At 35.3% G+C, this 20509-nt stretch carries 18 protein-coding genes; 12 read left to right on the forward strand and 6 right to left on the reverse strand.

The features are described from left to right. Positions 1 to 2 precede the first annotated feature (2 nt). The 5 genes from DNC80_RS05255 to DNC80_RS05275 form a co-directional block, all read right to left on the reverse strand. Positions 3 to 1475 carry a PAS domain-containing sensor histidine kinase gene (locus tag DNC80_RS05255; RefSeq protein WP_370628696.1) on the reverse strand — a complete coding sequence of 491 codons (1473 nt, stop codon included), beginning with the start codon at positions 1473 to 1475 and terminating at the stop codon, positions 3 to 5. A 53-nt stretch (positions 1476 to 1528) separates the two neighbouring features. Next, complete coding sequence (locus DNC80_RS05260; RefSeq protein WP_182649835.1) at positions 1529 to 2077, reverse strand: CopD family protein; 549 nt, start codon at positions 2075 to 2077, stop codon at positions 1529 to 1531. Between the two features lie 7 nt (positions 2078 to 2084). After that, a complete protein-coding gene (locus DNC80_RS05265) occupies positions 2085 to 3419 on the reverse strand; it encodes an MATE family efflux transporter (RefSeq protein ID WP_182649837.1) in 1335 nt (444 codons plus the stop codon). Then, complete coding sequence (gene hemH / locus DNC80_RS05270; RefSeq protein WP_182649839.1) at positions 3420 to 4469, reverse strand: ferrochelatase; 1050 nt, start codon at positions 4467 to 4469, stop codon at positions 3420 to 3422. It lies immediately after the preceding gene. Between the two features lie 99 nt (positions 4470 to 4568). Then, the gene (locus DNC80_RS05275; protein ID WP_182649841.1) at positions 4569 to 5444 is read right to left on the reverse strand and encodes a helix-turn-helix transcriptional regulator; all 876 of its coding nucleotides are present in this window, start codon (positions 5442 to 5444) and stop codon (positions 4569 to 4571) included. 227 nt (positions 5445 to 5671) lie between these two features. On the opposite strand from DNC80_RS05275, the gene hemA reads away from it, so the two are divergent. The 12 genes from hemA to DNC80_RS05335 all read left to right on the forward strand — a co-directional run bounded on the left by hemA (position 5672) and on the right by DNC80_RS05335 (position 17288). After that, entirely contained in the window at positions 5672 to 6928 is a 1257-nt protein-coding gene (gene hemA, locus DNC80_RS05280; protein ID WP_182649843.1) for a glutamyl-tRNA reductase, read from the forward strand. A gap of 63 nt (positions 6929 to 6991) precedes the next feature. After that, on the forward strand, positions 6992 to 7912 hold the full coding sequence (hemC, locus tag DNC80_RS05285) for a hydroxymethylbilane synthase (RefSeq protein WP_182649868.1): 921 nt from the start codon (positions 6992 to 6994) through the stop codon (positions 7910 to 7912). Then, positions 7912 to 8589, forward strand: a complete 678-nt coding sequence (locus DNC80_RS05290) for a uroporphyrinogen-III synthase (protein WP_182649845.1) — start codon at positions 7912 to 7914, stop codon at positions 8587 to 8589. Before hemC ends, DNC80_RS05290 begins: the two co-directional genes overlap by 1 nt. A gap of 76 nt (positions 8590 to 8665) precedes the next feature. After that, positions 8666 to 9718 carry a uroporphyrinogen decarboxylase gene (hemE, locus tag DNC80_RS05295; RefSeq protein ID WP_182649847.1) on the forward strand — a complete coding sequence of 351 codons (1053 nt, stop codon included), beginning with the start codon at positions 8666 to 8668 and terminating at the stop codon, positions 9716 to 9718. Positions 9719 to 10078: 360 nt separating this feature from the next. After that, positions 10079 to 10984 carry an oxygen-dependent coproporphyrinogen oxidase gene (gene hemF, locus DNC80_RS05300; protein WP_182649849.1) on the forward strand — a complete coding sequence of 302 codons (906 nt, stop codon included), beginning with the start codon at positions 10079 to 10081 and terminating at the stop codon, positions 10982 to 10984. A 230-nt stretch (positions 10985 to 11214) separates the two neighbouring features. After that, positions 11215 to 11676 (forward strand): IS200/IS605 family transposase, encoded by a 462-nt coding sequence (gene tnpA / locus DNC80_RS05305; protein WP_182649851.1) that lies wholly within the window; start codon positions 11215 to 11217, stop codon positions 11674 to 11676. Between the two features lie 95 nt (positions 11677 to 11771). After that, positions 11772 to 12770, forward strand: a complete 999-nt coding sequence (gene hemB, locus DNC80_RS05310) for a porphobilinogen synthase (protein ID WP_182649853.1) — start codon at positions 11772 to 11774, stop codon at positions 12768 to 12770. Further along, positions 12770 to 13156: a c-type cytochrome gene (locus tag DNC80_RS05315; protein ID WP_182649855.1), complete on the forward strand. Its 387-nt coding sequence runs from the start codon at positions 12770 to 12772 to the stop codon at positions 13154 to 13156. Before hemB ends, DNC80_RS05315 begins: the two co-directional genes overlap by 1 nt. Positions 13157 to 13327: 171 nt before the next feature. After that, a complete protein-coding gene (locus DNC80_RS05320; protein ID WP_182649857.1) occupies positions 13328 to 13798 on the forward strand; it encodes a methylated-DNA--[protein]-cysteine S-methyltransferase in 471 nt (156 codons plus the stop codon). 83 nt (positions 13799 to 13881) lie between these two features. Further along, positions 13882 to 14595 (forward strand): 3'-5' exonuclease, encoded by a 714-nt coding sequence (locus DNC80_RS05325; protein WP_182649858.1) that lies wholly within the window; start codon positions 13882 to 13884, stop codon positions 14593 to 14595. 127 nt (positions 14596 to 14722) lie between these two features. Further along, positions 14723 to 16162, forward strand: a complete 1440-nt coding sequence (locus tag DNC80_RS05330) for a nucleoside recognition domain-containing protein (protein WP_182649860.1) — start codon at positions 14723 to 14725, stop codon at positions 16160 to 16162. Positions 16163 to 16364: 202 nt separating this feature from the next. Beyond that, positions 16365 to 17288: a DUF4240 domain-containing protein gene (locus DNC80_RS05335; protein WP_182649862.1), complete on the forward strand. Its 924-nt coding sequence runs from the start codon at positions 16365 to 16367 to the stop codon at positions 17286 to 17288. Positions 17289 to 17613: 325 nt separating this feature from the next. Here DNC80_RS05335 and DNC80_RS05340 read toward each other — a convergent pair whose 3' ends face one another. Further along, positions 17614 to 20370 carry a M4 family metallopeptidase gene (locus tag DNC80_RS05340; RefSeq protein WP_182649864.1) on the reverse strand — a complete coding sequence of 919 codons (2757 nt, stop codon included), beginning with the start codon at positions 20368 to 20370 and terminating at the stop codon, positions 17614 to 17616. Between the last annotated feature and the right edge of the window lie 139 nt (positions 20371 to 20509).

The raw sequence follows: 20509 nt of genomic DNA on the forward strand, positions 1-20509 counted from the left end.
TTTTAAGAGTTGATGATGGGGAGCGACACAATGAATGTGGTTCCTTTACCAAATTCAGATTCAAAGATAATCGTTCCTTTGTAATTTTCGATAATGTTTTTTATAATTCCAAGACCAAGACCCATACCGCTACTTTTGGTAGTAAATTTAGGTTCAAAAATCCTATGCGCATCGCTAGCTTGTATTCCTATTCCGTTATCTGATACGGTTATAAGTACGTTATTGTCTTCTTTTTTTATTTTTACAAGTACTTTTTTAAGTTCTTGTTGCTCCGGTATAGATTGAATAGCGTTTTTGGCAAGATTGGTAATAACTCGAATCAATTGTGTACGGTCAATTTTTGAAATAATCTCTGGAGATTCACTTTGAAATTCAACATAATCTTCATTAAAAATATCCATGGTAAGCTCTACAACTTCAACTACATTCAGGGTTTCGTTTTGTTGGGCAGGCATGGAGGCAAAGTTAGAAAAAGCCGAAGCTACTGCACTCATGGTGTCGATTTGCTGAATGAGCGTTTCAGAGTAGTCGTTCATTTTCTGTTTTACATTGGGATCCAATGGGTCAAACTTGCGTTGAAAGCTTTGAACCGTGAGTCTCATTGGCGTAAGCGGATTTTTAATTTCATGGGCTACTTGTTTCGCCATTTCTCTCCAGGCTTCTTCGCGTTCACTTTGTGCTAGTTTGATGGCGCTTTTCTCCAGTTCATCTACCATGGCATTATACGCCTTGATGAGTAAATTAATCTCTTTGCTATTGGCCTCTAAAACAATTTTTTCGTTTTTTTGGTTTAAACTGGTTTCACTTAATTTATCCGAAATGGTTTTCAAAGATTTTGTAATGTAGGACGATAAAAAGTACGCTAGCGCAAAGGCCATGAGTAGCATAAAAGTATACACTTGACCTAGTCTGACCAAGAAATTTTTAAGTTCATTTTCATAATATCCATCGTCTTCTACATAAGGCAAGTTTAAAATTCCGAGTGGCTTAAATTTATCATCTTTGATTTGGCTAAAAGCCGAACGATTTTTTTTGCCGTCAATGGTTTTAATGTCTACATACCTTTTTTCAATGGAGGAACGCACCAGTTTCAAAATGTATTTGGGTACTGGTGGTGCAACTTTGTCAACCGAAAAAGATTCTTTTGAAGATTTTAACAACTGACCGTTAAGGCTGTAAATATTAATTTCGACATTATGAATGTGTGCCAATTCATGAATTTTATCCTTAAAGATGAGGTCTAGGTTTGCTGCCGTTAAAGGATAAGTAGTAGTTGAAAGAATAAAATTGATGTGCTGTTTAACCGCATTTTCGTTCCGTTCCAGTCGTTCTTGGTGGTATTCTTTGGCTTCGTTTTTAAATTGAATGATCGAAATCGAAGCTAATATAACGGAGGCCATCAATATCAATACAATCATGGACAGGAAAATCCTAATCCGCAAGGAAAGCATTGCTATTTTGAAGCTTTTGAACATGGTTTTTAGTTTACAGTCTCAGTCTCAGTCCCGGTTGGGAACTGAAAATACAACTATTTTCTTTCTCTAATTTTTTTGTAGAATTGGAAACCCAGCATTAAAATGACAGAGAACAAAATGATACCGATTACTCCATAAATCCAATTGAATGCATTTTTTAAAATCACTAAAAATACTACGGCAAAAAGTATAATTGTAGCGCCTTCGTTCCATAATCGCATAAAATTAGAGGTGTATCTCACTTCGTTTCGTTGCAATTGATTAAAGATTTGGTGGCATTTGGCATGGTACAAATACAATAAAAACACAAATCCTAGTTTGACATGCATCCAAGGCATTTGAAGCCACGCTCGACCTAAATCCGTAAAAAACAACATCCAAAATGCAAATATACTAGCTAATACTGCCGATGGCCAAGTGATGATGTACCACATGCGATACGTCATTATTTTGAATTGGTTTTGTAAAATTTCTTTTTCGGGTGAAGGTTTGTCTGCAGCTTCAATTTGGTAAACAAAAAGGCGAACAATATTGAAAAGCCCCACAAACCAAGTGATCACAAAGATGAGGTGTAATGATTTTATGTAATTATAGTATTCCATAGTACCGTTATAGTAGTTTAGTATGTATTTCTTTTTTTAATAAATAGCCAGTCAATGCTGTTGATAAAACATCGGCAATAGGAAACGCAATCCATACGCCAAAAATACCTAAAAAATTTGGTAGAATCAGCACTAGCGGGATGAGGAAAAATCCTTGTTTGCTCAACGTTAAAAGTAATGCTTTTTTGGCATTGCCAATCGCTTGAAAATAGGCAGCACCAATCAGTTGAATGGCAATAATAGGTGAAGCAGCAAAAACCCAGCGCAAGGCATTAGGCGTTTGGGCTATAACCTCGGGATCAGTTGTAAAAACTGATACAATTGGTTTCGCAAACACCAAGATGACCACAAATATTATAGAAGCCAAAACCGCCGCATATAATATAGATAACTGAACACTCTCCTTAACACGAGCAAAATTAGAAGCTCCATAATTGTAACCCGCAATAGGCAAAAATCCTTGTGTGATTCCAAGTATAGGGAACAAAGCAAACATTAACATTCTGCTGATAATCCCATAAATAGCAACGGAATGTTCGCCGCCATAGGTGTATAAAGTGTGGTTTAACAAAATTGATAAAAGACTAACGACACCTTGCCTGGAAAACGTAACAATGCTAAGGGACGTTATTTGCTTGACAATGGATGCGTTGAATAAAAAATGTTTGAGTTGCAATCGCAATTGACTCTTGAAAACAAAGTACCATACTACAAATAAAAAACAAGTAGTATAGGATATGGCTGTGGCCAATGCTGCGCCAAAAATACCCATATCTAAGTATTTTATAAAAAGAATATCTAAGCCAATATTTACAAATGCGGGGATGATCATGGCTACCATGGCAAATTTAGCCTTTCCCTCAGCCCGAATGACATTATTCCCCATCATGCACAATGCTAGAAAGGGAACGCTGATTATAATAGGAAAATAAAACTCTTGCGCAGGTTTAAAAATGGCTCCTTTTGCCCCAAAAAGCAAAAGCATTTCATCACTAAATACCAAACCGAATACCACAAAAACCGAGGCTAGGATGAAAGTCATTGTTATTTGGTTCCCAAAAGTTTGCAGTGCTTTTTCCTTGTTGTTAGCTCCTAAAGCACGTGACAAAACAGATCCGCCTCCTACACCAATAGCCATGCCTAATGACGAAATTAAAAAAGTGATGGGCAATACAACGGTTACTGCAGCAATTGCAAGTGAACCGATCCATTGCCCAACAAATATGGTGTCTATCAAAATATTAACAGACATAAAGAGAATCCCAATAGAGGAAGGAACCGCTTGTTTAATCAAGAGTTTTTTGATTGGTTGCGTTCCCAACTCATCGGTACTGGTATTCATTTATGCAGTAGTTTTTTCTAACGTAGCTGTTGTAGATACGCCTGTCCAGGTAGTAATCCAGTTTCCTACTGTTTTACACCAATCTTCATCGTCATTTAAACAAGGAATGGCCATGAATTTTTCTCCACCGTGGTGTAAAAATTCTTCATTGGCTTCCATAGCAATTTCCTCTAAGGTCTCTAAACAATCTGATACAAATGCAGGTGTCACTACGGCTAAATTTTTAATGCCTTTTTTTGGCATTTTGTTAACTTCAACATCTGTGTAGGGAGTCAACCATTTGTCGCCCGCTAAACGTGATTGAAACGTCTGGCTGTATTTTCCTTCTGGAATTCCTAACAACTTAACCACTTGTTTTGTGGTTTCGTAGCATTGATGACGGTAACAAAATTCGTGTGCAGGTGATGGTGTATTACAACAAGAGCCATCTATTTTACAATGTGATTTGGTGATGTCTGTTTTGCGAATGTGTCGTTCTGGAATTCCGTGGTATGAAAACAACAAATGATCGTAATCAAAACCTTCCAAATGTCCTTTTATAGAATCAGCTAGATTTTTCAAATAATCAGGTTTGTTGTAAAAAGCTGGAACAATTGTGAATTTCATTTCAGGGAAATACTTTTTGCGGTGTTCCTCTGCCAGTTCTAGAATAGTAGTAGTTGAAGCCATTGCGTGTTGCGGATACAATGGAAAAAGCAATACTTCGGTCACACCTTTATCATGTAATTCTTGTAATCCGGATAAAAGCGATGGATTGCCGTAACGCATGGCCAAAGCAACAGGAACATCCACGAGTTTTTGTACTTTTTCGTGCATTCTTCTTGATATGACTACAAGTGGAGAACCTTCGTCCCACCAAATTCTAGCGTATGCTGCCGCTGATTTTTTAGGTCTTGTTTGTAAAATGATTCCGCGTACTAGTAATGCACGTAATAAAAACGGAACGTCAATTACATATTTGTCCATTAAAAACTCATCTAAATAAGGTTTTACATCTTTTGGAGTTGGACTTTCGGGAGAACCTAAATTTACTAATAATACACCTTTCATCTTGTCTTTTTTTTATGAAGCAAAAGTAACTAAACCTGCTTTTTTATACTTTGCGATTAACTATTTTTTATTTATTGTTTAATATACGAAAACAATCGTTTACTGCATATTAGGGTTTATGGACATCAAATATTTTTTGGGAGTGGTAGCAAATTTCTTTTTGAATGCTGTTATAAAATGGCTTCCGGTGCTGTACCCTATTTTCAACCCCACTTCATTTACGTTGTAGGAGCCACTATCTAGTAGTTTTCGAGCGAAATCCATTTTATAGTCAAATAAAAAACCGTACACGGTATCACCATAAATTTGTTTGAAACCCATTTTGAGTTTTTTTAAATTCAAACCTATTTCATCTGCTAATTCTTGTAAACCTGGTGGTTCGGCCATGTTAGCAATAATGATTTCTTTTGCTTTTTTTATTTTGATCACATTGTCTTCATCTATTAAAAAAGGACATTGCTCTGCATTTGGATCTTCGGTTCGATTGAAGTAAAGGCTTAATAACTCATACCCTTTGCCTTTGTAATATAAGTTTTTTATAGATGGATGTAAGCTGTAATGAAACAACTGTGATAGCACAATTGCCATTGATGGGCTAATGTTTCCTTCGTTATAATATTTTTTATCTTTATTATCGGCGCTCAAAAAAGTGATATAATCTGCCTCGGTAGAGAATAGCGCATGGAATTTTTTGATTGAAATAATTACAGATATCACCCAAGAATTTGGAGCTAGTTCTAAATTAAGAGGTAATTCTTTTTGTGGGTTGTAAAGTAATAATGATTTTTCCTCTTTAAGTTCTAGCGCATAGTTTCCTTGATTAAAAATAAATTTAGCACTTCCTTTTAGTCCAAAATGAAACTGAATCAAGCCACTGCTCACTTCTCGTTGTGCATGGAACGGGTCTATACCATCATTTTGAAACCGAATTAGCGTAAAATCGTCTTCAATTTTTATAATTTCTTCAGAACTCATAGCGGTATTTTTTTAATATAAAAATCATATTTAAGAAACGTTTTTATTTAGAACAACTCTAAATAAAGAGATTCAAATCACTTGATTTCATTACAAAAATAAGTTTTTTTGCTTAATAAATACAATTAGAATCAAAAAATCATTAAGCGATACAAAAAGAACTTCTAGCGTTATTTTTATAACTACTGTAGTACTAATTTTGTTTCACTTTTTGGAAAAGTGCAAATATGGAAAACAATAACACATCAAAGCATCAGTATTTTTACGCGGTTGGGTTAAGCTACAAGAAAGCCGATGCAGAGATTAGAGGGAAGTTTAGTTTAGATGGTGTTGCAAAAACACGTTTGTTAGAGCAAGCTAAAAATGAAGGAATAGAGAGTTTAATAGTTACTTCAACCTGCAACCGTACTGAGATTTACGGTTTTGCAGAACATCCATTTCAATTGATCAAATTGATTTGTGAGAACAGTCAAGGTTCTGTTGAATCCTTTCAAAAGGTAGGATTTGTTTATAAAAATCAAGAAGCCATTAGTCATTTATTTCGAGTGGGAACAGGTCTTGATAGTCAGATTTTGGGAGATTTTGAAATTATCGCTCAAATTAAATCCAGTTTTTCACAGTCAAAAGGATTAGGTTTAGCCAATGCTTTTTTGGAACGATTGGTCAATGCTGTAATCCAAGCCAGTAAAAAAATAAAAACGGATACCGAGATAAGTTCTGGAGCTACATCAGTATCTTTTGCGGCAGTGCAATACATTATCAAAAATGTAGAAGATATTGGTAACAAAAACATATTACTTTTTGGTACGGGAAAAATTGGTCGAAATACCTGTGAAAATTTAGTAAAACATACTAAAAACGAACACATAACCTTAATCAATAGAACTAAAGAAAAGGCAGAAAAACTGGCTGGGAAATTAAATCTTATTGTTAAGGATTATTCAGAATTGCATCTTGAATTACAAAAAGCGGATGTTGTTGTGGTGGCCACTGGTGCACAAAATCCAACAATTGACAAAGCGATTTTGAATTTAAAAAAACCACTTTTGATTCTAGATTTGTCAATTCCAAAAAATGCACATGAAAACGTGGAAGAACTGGATGGAGTGACCTTAATTCACATGGATTATTTGTCACAGTTGACAGATGAAACTTTAGAAAACAGAAAAAAACACATTCCCGCTGCCGAAGCGATTATCGAAGAAATTAAGGAAGAGTTCATCACTTGGACCAAAGGCAGAAAGTTTGCGCCAACAATTAATGCTTTGAAAGCAAAATTGAACGCGATTAAAGCATCTGAACTTGATTTTCAAAGCAAGAAAATATCTAACTTCAATGAAGAACAAGCGGAAATAATAAGCAACCGCATTATCCATAAAATTACAACCCATTTTGCCAATCATTTAAAAGATGATAACACCATGGTGGATGAAAGTATTGAATGGATTGAGAAAGTTTTTAAAATAGGAGCAACGGCTAAATAAAGTCGGCGCCATTAAAATCAAATCAGGAGAGAACTTCATTTCTCATGGGTTGAAAAAATTAAAATAGTGAACAAAACGATACGCATAGGAACCCGTGATAGTGAACTCGCACTCTGGCAAGCCCACACTGTTCAAAATAAGTTAAACGATCTAGGGTACAAAACAGAAATTGTAGCCGTAAAATCTCAAGGTGATATCATTTTAGATAAGCCACTTTACGAATTAGGAATCACCGGAATTTTTACCAAAACACTCGATGTAGCCATGATCAATGGAGATGTTGATATTGCGGTACACTCCATGAAAGATGTTCCAACAGCATTACCACACGGAATTGTTCAAGCAGCCGTTCTTGAAAGAGCGAATACACTCGATATTTTAGTGCACAAAGGAAACCTAGATTTCATAAATAGTACCGGTACCATTGCAACAGGCAGTTTGCGTCGTCAAGCGCAATGGCTTAATAAATATCCCAATCATAATGTAGTTGATTTGCGCGGAAATGTAAATTCACGCATGAAAAAACTACAAGAAAGTGACTGGAGTGGAGCCGTATTTGCAGCAGCAGGGCTAGAAAGAATTAATCTTAAACCAGAAGACTATATTGATCTAGACTGGATGATTCCAGCACCAGCGCAAGGAGCTATGCTTGTTGTAGCAATGGCAAATGATGAGTATTCTCGACAAGCATTGCACGAACTGAATGATATTGACACTGAAATATGTACCCACATTGAAAGACAATTTCTTAAAACTTTAGAAGGTGGTTGTACGGCACCTATTGGTGCTTTAGCCGTTTTTGTAGAGGATGATATTGTCTTCAAAGGAGTTTTGTTTTCTATTGATGGTAAAGAAAAAATCGAAATTGAGAAAACAGTTCCCATGCAAGAATGGAAAAAATTAGGGTATTTCTGCGCACAAGAAATCCTTGAAAATGGCGGTGTAGCATTGATGAAATCTATAAAAGAGAAATTAAAAAAATAATGAGTCAAAAAAGTATTTTATCGACCAGAACACTAACAGATGCTCAAAGAAAAGTTTTTATTGATGCTGATTTTGATCTTTTAGAAGAAGATTTTATCGAAATAAAAAACAATTTGTTTGACTTGAAAAGTATCAATGCGAATTTGATTTTCAGTAGTCAAAATGCAGTTTTGAGTTTAATAGAACAAAATGGTTGGGAGGTTTTAAAAACTAAACCTGTGTTTTGTGTAGGCATAAAAACCAAAGAATTGCTAGAGCAACATGGCTTTACGGTAGATGTGTATATGGATTACGCTTCTGAACTTGCAGAGATAATTACGCTGATTTACAATAAAGAGCATTTTACTTTTTTGAGTGGGAACCTGCGTAAGGAAACACTTCCTGCTGCGTTAAAAGATGCTGGAATCATTTTTAATGAGATTGAGGTGTATCAAACTACACTTACTCCTTTTAAGATTTCAAGTCAGGAAAAATTTGATGGTATTCTTTTCTTTAGTCCATCGGCTGTGGAAAGTTATTTCACTAATAATACAATTCAAGACGAAGTTTGTTTTTGTATTGGCACCACAACAGCATCGTCATTAGAATCAAAGAAAATTAACAACATTGTCATACCTGAATTTCCTATTATCGAAGAAGTAATTGAGGAAGTGATTGCATATTATAAAGAATCGTAATTCCCACTGCGTAATGTATACGTAAAGATCATAAATTAAAAAATTAGACAACCTAAAAGTCACAAAGCATATTAAAATGAACAGCACCGATAATCAAGCAAAAGTACTTAAAAATGACCTGTTTTTAAGAGCGTTAAAAGGAGAAGTAGTAGAGCGTCCGCCAGTTTGGATGATGCGTCAAGCGGGCAGGTATTTACCAGAATTTAGAGCATTGCGTGACAAATACGACTTTTTTACCCGTTGCGAAACACCAGAATTAGCTGCCGAAATTACGGTTCAACCTATTCGTAGAATTGCTCCAGATGCTGCGATTTTGTTTTCGGATATTCTTGTTGTACCACGTGCTATGGGAATTCACGTGGAATTAAAAGACAATTTAGGACCAATTATCCCAAATCCTATTCGTACGATGGAACAAGTAAACCAAGTTTTTGTTCCGGATGTAAATGAAACTTTAGGTTACGTTTTTGATGCGGTGAAGTTAACCAAAGAAATGTTGAACGATGAGGTGCCTTTAATAGGTTTTGCTGGTTCGCCATGGACTATTTTTTGTTATGCTGTTGAAGGTAAGGGGTCTAAAAGTTTTGATACTGCCAAAGGATTCTGTTTCTCTGATCCAGTAGCGGCGCACACTTTATTACAAAAAATCACCGATACTACTATTTTATACTTATTAGAAAAAGTAAAATCAGGTGTGAATGCGGTTCAGATTTTTGATTCTTGGGGCGGTATGTTGTCGCCAGTTGATTACCAAGAATTCTCCTGGAAATACATCAACCAAATCATCGATGCCTTAGCTGAGGTAACTCCAGTTATTGTTTTTGGTAAAGGATGTTGGTTTGCTTTAAATGAAATGGGAAAAAGTAAAGCGTCTGCACTAGGTGTAGATTGGACCTGCTCACCTAGAAACGCACGTTATTTGTCAGGTGGAAACATCACATTACAAGGTAATTTTGATCCATCTCGATTATTTTCTCCAATTCCAGTGATTAAGAAAATGGTTCACGAAATGATTGACGAATTCGGAAAAGATAAATACATCGTAAACTTAGGCCACGGAATTTTACCTAATATCCCTGTGGATCATGCCAAAGCGTTTATTGATGCGGTGAAGGAGTATAAACAATAGCTGTTAGCCTAAAGCTTTATTAAAAACATATTTGGAAAATATAAATAAATTGATAAAAATAAAAATTAACAATAAAAAAAATATTATACCAATAGGTCTGTATTTACTTTGGATTGTTTTTGTTTTATATTTTTTCTTTTTTAAAATAAATTCTTTTTCAAATGAAACTCCTTGTGGAGCTGGATATATGATGATAGGTCTACCTATTTTCACTATTCTTTTCTCCTTGTTTGCCTTATTAATATTGACTGCAATTAATTTGTTTTCAAAAAAGAAATATTACACTGATTTTGAATTTATTTCAATCCCTTTTATTGTTCTAATTGCGATTGTGATATTTACAATGTTTACTTAGATTTAATGAAAAATAAATTTTACCAATACATACAAAATCTTCAAGACCAGATTGTTGCTGGCTTAGAAGCCGTTGAAGGTCATGCCAAATTTCGTGAAGATCTTTGGGAACGTCCAGAAGGCGGCGGAGGAAGAACACGTGTAATCGAAAACGGAAATGTTATCGAAAAAGGCGGTGTGAATATTTCAGCAGTCCACGGTAAATTACCCGATTCGATGCAAAAATTATTCAATGTAGGCGAAGCCGATTTTTTTGCCTGTGGATTGAGTTTGGTAATACATCCTAAAAACCCAATGGCACCTACGGTTCATGCTAATTGGCGCTATTTCGAAATGTACGATGATAACGGAAATGTTATCAACAGTTGGTTTGGTGGCGGACAGGATTTAACCCCCTATTATTTATTTGAAGAAGATGCGATTCATTTTCACCAAACCTGTAAAACGGCTTGTGATAAGCACAATCTAGATTTTTATCCCAAGTTTAAAAAACAATGCGATGCCTATTTTTGGAATGCACACCGTAATGAAGCTCGTGGACTAGGTGGATTATTCTTCGATTACTGCAAAGCAACCGAACAAATGTCAATGGAAAACTGGTTTGACTTTGTAACCGAAGTTGGAAATTCATTTCTTACCGCTTATGTTCCTATATTAGAACGACGAAAAAATGTACAATATACTCCAGAACAGAGAACCTGGCAAGAAATACGAAGAGGTCGCTATGTTGAGTTCAATTTGGTACACGACAAAGGCACTTTATTTGGCCTAAAAACTAATGGAAGAATTGAGTCTATATTGATGTCATTACCGCCACATGTTCAGTGGGTTTATGACCATCATCCGGAAACAGGAAGCGAAGAAGAAAAGTTGTTGAAAGTGTTAGAGAATCCTGTTGAGTGGATAGTTTAGCTCCGTAGGAGCGCTATATTTATAGAAATAATATTGTTTTGATTGAGCACCATCGGTGCGATATATTTATAGCAACCATCGGTGTGATATATTTATAGCGCCGCGTTATATTTGGACAAATAATATTGTTTTTATTTAGTTCCGTAGGAGCGCTATATTTATAGCAAATAATTTATGTAATTGAAATTGAATCCCGTAGGGATGACATATTAAACTAACATCAATTTATAATGGCAAACACCTATTCTCAAATATACATCCAAATTGTCTTTGCTGTAAAAGGAAGACAAAATCTAATTTCTAGTACATGGAAAGATGAATTGTTCAAATATATTACTGGTATTGTTACAAATGAGGGTCAAAAATTAATTGCGATCAATGCAATGCCAGACCACGTTCATATTCTAATTGGCTTAAAGCCAAATAAAGCTTTATCAGATTTGGTCAGAGATATAAAAGCCAATTCATCAAGATTCGTAAATGAAAAAGCTTGGATAAATGGTAAATTTGAGTGGCAAACAGGATTTGGAGCATTCACCTACAGCCATTCGCAATTGACTAATGTTATCAATTACATACAAAATCAAGAAGAGCATCATAAAATAAAAACATTCAAAGAGGAATATGTAGAATTTTTAAAATTGTATAATGTAGATTTTAAAAATGAATATCTTTTTGATGATGTTAATTAGAGATAAATATGTCGCCCTTATGGGGCTTAAATACATCACGATAAAACAAATTACTATAAACATTACGCTCCTCTGGAGCTTGAAAAACTAAAAATATGTTCCCATTACAAAGAGGTCGTCGTTTAAGAGTCAACGAATCCATTCGTTCCTTAGTTAGAGAAACAACGTTAAGTCCAAGTGATTTTATGTTTCCAATGTTTATTGCCGAAGGCGAAAATGTACAAGTAGAAATTCCATCTATGCCAGGAATTTTTCGCCGTTCTATTGATTTGACGGTAAAGGAAGTGCAAGAATTATTCGATTTAGGAATTCGAGCAGTAAACATCTACGTAAAAGTCGATGAAAATCTAAAAGACAACGCCGGTACTGAAGCCTGGAACCCAAACGGACTTATGCAAAACGCCATTCGTGCTATCAAAACCGCTTGTCCAGAAATGATAGTCATGCCTGATGTGGCTTTGGATCCGTATTCTATTTATGGTCATGACGGAATCATAGCAAATGGTGATGTCGAAAATGATTCTACCAATGACGCTTTGGTAAAAATGGCTGTTTCTCACGCACAAGCAGGTGCCGATTTTGTAGCGCCAAGCGATATGATGGACGGACGTGTTCTACGCTTACGCCAAGGTTTAGATGCTGCAGGATTTCACAATGTGGGAATCATGAGCTATTCTGCCAAATATGCTTCTGCATTTTACGGACCTTTTCGGGATGCTTTAGACTCTGCTCCAAAAGAAGCAGATGTAGTGGTGCCAAAAGATAAAAAAACCTACCAAATGGATTATGCCAATCGTCTTGAAGCCATCAAAGAAGCACTTTGGGATGTTGAAGAAGGCGCTGATATGGTCATGGTAAAACCCGGGATTGCATACTTAGATATCGTTCGGGAAGTAAAAAATGCAGTTCATGTGCCTGTAACGGTATATCATGTTTCTGGCGAATATGCCATGATCAAAGCCGCTTCCGAAAGAGGTTGGTTGGATCACGACCAAACCATGATGGAGCAGTTAATGTGCATCAAACGTGCAGGAGCCAGTTTAATTTCGACTTATTTTGCCAAAGAAGCCGCAATACTTTTAAACAAAAAATAATGAAAAAGATCCTTTGCTTAGTAGCCGTATGTTGCTTTCTATCTTGTAAAAAAGAAGAAACCAAAAAAGAATCCTTGTACCCAACAACTACTGAAGAAGTTGCTCAAACTCCAGTAGAATTAGGAAAAGAAATTTTTGAAGGAAAGGGAAATTGCATCGCCTGTCACCAAGTTGACAAAAAGGTAATCGGTCCCAGCTTACAAGACATTGCAGGTATTTATAAAAGTAAAAATGCTGATATGGTCACCTTTTTAAAAGGCGAAGACGAACCAATTGTAGACCCAAGTCAATACGAGGTGATGAAAGCTAATTTTGCACTCACAAAAGCCATGTCTGACGAGGAATTGAAAGCGCTAGAAGCTTACGTATATTCTCATGTAAAATAAAGTTTTTTAGGAGCTATATCCTGCTATCCGCTATATCTCTTGTGTTCGCTAGCGCTACCACAAGAGGATGCCGCTTCTATCAGGGCTAAAAAACAAAGACCATTCGCAAGTACGAATGGTTTTTTTATGACCGTATGTAGTCTACATAGATTATTTTTTTACCTTTAAAAAATGGAAACAGTTTACATTAAAACACCGTTAGGAATTGCTGCCATTACCGGTGATGTAAATGGTGTTTCTGAAATAAGAGTGTTAGAAGAGGGTGAAGTATCCACTGAAATCCCCGTTTTTTTACAAGATGCAGTGCTGCAACTTCAAGACTATTTCAATTCGAAAAGAATTGATTTTACCTTTAAACTCAATCCCAAGGGAACTGATTTTCAACAAAAAGTGTGGAACGCATTGCTCGATATTCCGTACGGGAAAACAAGAACGTATCTAGAACAATCCAAATTTCTTGGTGATCCAAAAGCTATTCGTGCTGTGGCTTCTGCCAATGGGAAAAATCCGTTGTGGATTGTGGTTCCTTGTCACAGAGTAATTGGTAGTGATGGTTCATTAACGGGCTATGCAGGAGGATTATGGCGCAAAAAATGGTTGTTAGAGCATGAAAATCCTTCTCCGCAACATAGTTTATTTTAGTTGGTTATGAATATTTTTTTTATATTCGTTTAGGAATATCCGTGCAAATCTTTTAAATCTGCGTCATCTGTGTGCCATAAAAAATGATCGAAAAAATAAATCTCAACAATATTCTGTTTCTCGATATAGAAACCGTTCCAGAATCTGAAAATTACGATGCTTTAGATCCGGAAATGCAATCGCTTTGGGAACACAAAACCCAATACCAACGCAAAGAGGAGTTTTCTCCCGAAGATTTTTATGATCGCGCAGGTATTTGGGCCGAGTTTGGTAAAATTGTGTGTATTTCGGTAGGTTATTTTACCATCAAAGGTGACATTCGTAATTTTCGTGTAACCAGTTTCTTTGGCGAGGAGAAAAAAATACTTTCCGACTTTAATAATTTACTCAACAATCACTTCAATCAACCGCAGCATGTTTTGTGCGGACACAACGCCAAAGAATTTGATATTCCCTTTTTGGCTAGGCGAATGATTATCAACAATATTGCAATTCCAGACAAGCTGAATTTATTTGGAAAAAAACCTTGGGAAATTCCGCATTTGGATACTTTAGAATTATGGAAATTTGGCGATTACAAACATTTTACTTCTTTGAAATTAATGTGTAAAGTACTCGGCATTCCTTCTTCAAAAGGCGATATCGATGGCAGTCAAGTGGGTCATGTATTTTATGTAGAAAAGGACATTGATCGTATTGTAACCTATTGCGAGCGAGATACGATTGCTGTAGCACAAATATTTTTGCGTTTGCGTAGAGAAGAGTTGTTGATTGAAGACGAGATTATTCATGTGTAAATTTGAATAGCAATATCAAAATTCAATGGCAAAGTAAGTGGACCGTGATTTTAGCGTTCAATCTTGAAATTGATTTTTGCAATTGTCATTGAATATTGATTTATTACATTTACAAAAATTATAAGTTATGGTATTGAGTAGATTTTGGCTAGTTATTTTTATTTCATCTATTGTTTTTGTGGTGTTTAGTTTGTTTTCTGGAGACAATTATACCATTGACCACGTTTTGAACGGAAAGAAAGACGATCCTATTTTAGTTTCTGAGCAATTTTTAGAAAAATTACCACCATTTATAAAAGACAGTATACAACTTGCTCCAGAGCAAACCATGATTGTCAATAGAGATACGCTTAATGCCGATACTACATATGTTTTTAAAAATAAGACTGTAAAAATATATAGCGGGGTACAAAAATCAGATGGGTTGTTACCTACCTGTAAAAGTACTTTACTCGATTTAGTATTGCCGTTGATGGCTTATTTGGCTTTCTTTTGTGGGTTGATGGAGCTGTTAATAATTTCAGGCGCTTCAGGGAAATTAGCCAAAGCCTTAAGTCCTGTTTTTGTAAAAGTATTTCCGAGTATTCCTAAAAACCATCCTTCGATATCCTATATGACTTTGAATTTTGCAGCTAATTTTCTTGGCTTAGATTCGGCTGCAACGCCCTTTGGCCTTAAAGCCATGGAAAGTTTACAAGAAATAAATCCTGAAAAGGACAAAGCCAGTGATGCGCAAATCATGTTCATGTGCTTGCATGCCTCAGGACTTACTTTGATAGCTACTTCAATCATTGGCTACCGTGCTGCTGCAAATGCAAGCAATCCAGCCGATGTGATGTTGCCTTGCATTATTACATCATTCATAGGTACGATTGCTGCTTTTTTGATTGTTGGAGTTAAGCAAAAAATCAATTTCAAGAGTGCTTCTTTAGTACTGGTTTTAATTACGTTAATTGCAGCTATAATAGGTTTGTTGATGTACGTGAACCAGTTAGATTTAATTGGTAAAAATTACTTTACTTCTAATCTTTCTGCTTTGATATTGATAGCTATTATCGCTTTTACTTTGATTTTTTCTTTCATAAACGAAAAGAAATTTACCGATGCAAGTACTACGGTATTTGATGCCTTTGTGGTAGGTGCTAATAATGGTGTTAAAACAGGAGTTACCATATTTCCTTATGTGTTAGGTATGCTCGTAGCCATTTCCTTGTTTAGAAACAGTGGCTTATTTGAAATAATTAGCAACTGGATTGCTTTTATTTTCTCTAACATGGGCGTAAGCAAAGAAATCACAGATGCGTTGCCAGTTGCATTATTGCGTCCGTTTAGCTCTGCGGGTTCTAGAGGGTTTTTGATTGATTCTATGAATACTTTTGGTCCTGATTCCTTAACGGCTCGCTTGAGCAGTATTTTTCAATGCAGCGCCGAAAGTACTTTTTATGTAATTGCGGTTTATTTTGGATCGGTGAATATTAAAAATACGCGTTACGCTTTAGGAACGATGTTGCTGGTAGACGTTATATGTGTAATTACTGCTATTTTTGTGGCGAGCTGGTTTTTTTAACAGTAGTTTCATCTACGTACTAAAATATATTGCATACATGTTGTTCTAAGATTTAAAATATAGTCTTTAATACTCTTTTTTGACCCTAAATAGGATTGTATAAATAGTGCTTGAACAATTTTCCCAATTTAGGTTTTAGGATGTTTTTAAGACAGTTAACTAGTTAGCTACAATATATCAAATAACTGCACAATATTATAAAATGAACGAATTAACTAAACTTGGAAAAAAGAAAACAATACTAATTTCAATAAGTATACTTCTTGTTTCAATTCACACAATATATTTTTATCATGCACTCAGACCAGAAATTGAGACAAAAAAGCTAATCCAACAAATAGTAAGATTTTTATTAACTATTGGGCTTTTAGTAATGGTTTACAAAGGAAAGAATTGGGCTAAAATTGTTTCGTTAATTTTATTTACGTTAGCTCTTTTAGGAGCATTAGTTGGTTTTGGAACTTTAGAAGCTCCATTCTTGAATAAAATTCCGTTAATAATTATGATTATTGTTTATTCAATCGCAATTTATCATTTTGGTTTTGATAAAAGTTTTAAAGAGTTTTTTAATTATCAAAATAACTTTATTGAAGTTAGCGGATCCATTAAAGATCCAAAACAAATAATGGAAACAGATAGATTTTGGCAAATAATTGAAGTTTCCAAATCAAAAAGTAATGGAGATTATGAAAAACAACAAAATGAACTCGAAAAAGAGTTGCTAAAGCTTAGTGGAATTGAAATTTTAGAATTTGACAATAAGTTTAGAACATTAAGAGGAGAAATTTATAGTTGGGATTTTTGGGCTGCTGCATACATAATAAATGGCGGTTGTTCAGATGACAGTTTTTCTGATTTTAGAGGTTGGCTAATTGGACAAGGAAAAACTATTTATAATAGTGCAATAAATGACATTGAGACTTTATCTATTCTAAAAGAAACTAATAATGGGGACTGGGAGGGTTTGAGTTATGTTCCTACTGATGCTTACAAAAAAAAGACTGGTAGAGATATACCTGAAGGGATTCAAGAAAATTTTGAAATTTCCGGGGAAGAATGGGAAGAAAATGAAAATGAATTAAAAAGTAAATTTCCTAAACTATGGAAGCAATTTGGAATAAAATAATAACTGGTGTAACAAATGCTTCAAGTAATTTGGGCATTTAGCTTAATGGAAAAATTGGTTTGTATTTATAAGATTTGGTAAAATCAGCATAATGGCCTTCATTTAGTCTCAAACTGTGTTTAGTGCTGTAGCGATAGGTTTGTGATACTAGTATTATTAGTAAGGAGATTTCTTTTGAGCTTATCACAAAATGATTTGTTCTTTAGAGAATACTTGATAGTGTTTAAGGATTATCTTTTTATAATGTAGATTCTGGTAGAAATAAAAATTAAAAAGGGGTTGTCTACAATAGACAACCCCTTTTTTGATCAATGTATGAGATAATTTATTCCTTAATGAATTTTTTGGTCATTGTTTTTTGACCGTCATTTACTTCTAAAAGGTAAACCCCAGAAGCTAGTTTACTTACATTAATTGCATTTTCAGAAACTTTCCCTATTTCTACTTGTTTTCCTAATAAATTATAAATGGTGTAATTAGCGTTTCGATTATCTACCATTCTAACATTTAAAAATTCTGAAGACGGGTTTGGAGATATAGTGTAATCAAAAATATTGTTTTCATTTCCTAGACCATCTGCAATACTTGTAGTAAACCCTGCTATTGCAGCTCCACCAATGTTTACTGTGTAGTCTTCTACTTCACCATATGAAAAAGTTTCGCAAGCTGTTTGTGCTGCGTTGTATTTCATGGAAACTCTCATGCGGGTAGGTCCAGATAACGCTGTTGTAGGAACCGTAAAGGTACCAGTTAGGTTTGTACTACTTGACGAAGATCCAGAAACAACTTGTTCTGTGGTTTCAAAAACACCATTTTTGTTATAATCAATCCAGATTTTCCAATATTCAGTGTAAGCAGATCCACTGAAACCTGCACTAAAAGTGATTGTATTTGATCCGTAAGGTACATTTCCTGTCAAAGCTGTAAAGTTTCCGTATCCTGCATTTGCACCAGATGTATTGGTAATTCCTCCTAATGCAACATAATCAATGTATTCTGAAGTTGCATTACTTCCTTTAGAAACACAGTAAGTTACAGCAGTTCCAGTTGTAGTAACGTTTACTGCATTACTAGCAGCTGATAGATTTCCTGCGGCATCTTTAGCTTTTACGGTGAAAGTATAAGCAGTAGCTGCTGTTAATCCTGAAACAGTATAGGATGTTCCTGTAACAGTAGTTAGCAAGGTTGTTCCTTGGTACACATTATAGCCAGTAACCGCAACATTGTCCGTTGAGGCAGTCCAAGTCAAGTTGGTTGAGGTTGCAGTTGTTCCAGAAGCTGCTAAGCTTGCCGGTGTAGATGGTGCAACAGTATCAGCTGTGCCAGCATAAGCAGCTCCAATTCCTACAGCGTAAAATGCATTTGTTGTTGCTATTACTTCTGGTGAACCTGCTCCGTATAAATCTACTGCAGATTGAATTCCGTATGTTCTTGCATTAGCATAATTTGAATTTGCAGATAAGTAAACGCTTTCTAAACGGTATGCTATTTTTTCTGCTTTTGCAATTGTAATTCCCGTTACATTGAAAACACTTCCAATGTCATTTGTACCGGATTTTCCGATAGATAAAATATAAAACCAGTGATTTAAAACTCCACTGTTGGTATGTACTCCGCCTGAATCTGCGGTTCCTGCATACCAGTAAGTTCCTTTATAGGTGTCTGGTTGGCCTTCAGTATTTGGATTACTCATTGAACGAAGGGATAAATGACCAGTTCTTCTTTCAATATCTTCTCCTATAAGCCATGTTGATTTTGTTGGTGCTGCTGAAAACTCAATACAAGCTCCCCAGATATCTGAGAATCCTTCATTCATTGCTCCAGACTCGTTTTGATACGTTAAGTTAGCTGTGTTGCTACAAACAGCGTGACCTATTTCGTGACCTGCGACGTCTAATGCTGTTAATACATCAAATCCGCCAGTACCACTTCCATCGCCATAAGTCATCACTGAACCGTTCCAAAAAGCATTGTTGTTGTCAGGATATCCAGCTGCAATTAGGTTGTAGTGAACATAACTTTTTATTTTTGCTCCTGCATTATCATAACTATTACGTCCATGTTTCGTTGAAAAATAATCGTATGTTTTCTCGGCTCCCCAATGGGCATCTAGAGCTCCGTTATCCTTGTTGGTATTGTTAAATTCTGCTGCAGTCCAGTTGTTATCTGCATCGGTAAAATTAGTGGTAGGATAAGTGGCTGTTCTAGCTGAGTTATAAGTTTGTACACCTAAACCTCGGGTAGCATCAGATAATATATAAGATGAACCGCTCAAAGCTGTCTGAATAGATTGAGTACCGCTATATCGTGTTGCAGCATTTGCAATTACAGCCGCACTAGAGGTAGTTTTTGCAGTTGCTCTTTCAGTAGAATTAGTTTGACGACCATGACTATATTCTCCTAAATGTTTGATGGTAGCATTATAAAGCAAAACTTCTCCTGTAACGGCATCAATGTAAACATCCCCACGACTTACAGGGAATGAAGCATACATGTCAAATTTGTAAGCCAGCCTCAAGTTGTTGTCCTTTTGTTTTGATTGTAAACTTACTCCCGCTGGAAGAAAAACTAATTCTCCAGTAGGTTTTTCGTAGCTCATCATTTTAGCATCTTCTGGTGATTCCCAAAGATATTTTTTAGCTCCTATTTTTTGTAGTGCTTTTTCAAAAGCTTGTTGGTTGCTTAAAGCCGCTTTAGTGTTGGTTTTTTCTGGGGAATAAAAATCACCACTCATGGATTCTAATTTTCCTTCTTTAGAGTGCAAGGTATACGTAGAGAACTCCACTTTTATACCTTGATGGTATAATTGAAATTTTTCGTGTGAATATCCTAATTTATCAGTTTCAGACCTTGTTTTATGAAAATTAGAGTTGCTTTTTAGACCTAATTGTTCTGTGAATACCTTTTCTGCATCTGATGTTTTGTAGGTGGATTGTTTATTAAAAACAATTAGCGATGGCTTTCCTTTTTCATCTGTAGTTTTTTGTTTCACGAATTTTGAGGCATCTTGTGCGTATCCCTCGATTGTTAATAAGGAAACGGATGCAAAGAGCACAATTTTACCTAGTAATTTTGTTTTCATTGATTTTGGGTTTTAGTTAGTTGTTTAAAAAAATGATTTAAACTGGAGACGAAATTAACAAAAAAACAATACGATGTATATTTTATGTTAAAAAAATGTAAAATAAATGCTTTTTATTGTTAATAATACTGTAGTATGT

The organism is Flavobacterium sp. SOK18b, from assembly GCF_014156605.1.
In the GTDB taxonomy this organism is placed as follows: domain Bacteria; phylum Bacteroidota; class Bacteroidia; order Flavobacteriales; family Flavobacteriaceae; genus Flavobacterium; species Flavobacterium tiangeerense.